Genomic DNA, 391 nt, shown 5'->3' on the forward strand with positions numbered 1-391 from the left:
AATTAACCCTTTGGCCAATGCACGAATGTCGTCAGAAAAGGTTGCTGAGAACATTAAGTTTTGACGTTTTTCAGGCATTTTTGCAATTAAGCGTTTAATGTCGTGGATAAAGCCCATGTCTAACATACGGTCGGCTTCATCTAAAACCAGTACTTCAACGCTATCAAATTTAACCGCGTTTTGATTGTGTAAATCAATTAAACGCCCAGGTGTGGCCACTAAAATATCAACCCCTTTACGCAGGCGCTGCATTTGTGGGTTAATTTTTACACCACCGTAAACCACAAACGAACTCACATCAGAATGCTTAGCGTATTCTTCAACGTTTTCGCTTACTTGCAACGCAAGCTCTCGGGTTGGCGTTAAAATAAGCGCACGTACATGATTACTT

Annotated in this window: 1 protein-coding gene; it reads right to left on the reverse strand. The window is 41.2% G+C overall.

Annotation, left to right across the window (positions count from 1 at the left end; translation table 11 throughout):
• The coding region (locus AAEY78_RS12325; RefSeq protein WP_352339632.1) for a DEAD/DEAH box helicase at positions 1-391 on the reverse strand (391 nt) is incomplete at both ends.

This window comes from Psychrobacter sp. 16-MNA-CIBAN-0192 (genome assembly GCF_040309565.1).
Taxonomy (GTDB): Bacteria; Pseudomonadota; Gammaproteobacteria; order Pseudomonadales; family Moraxellaceae; genus Psychrobacter.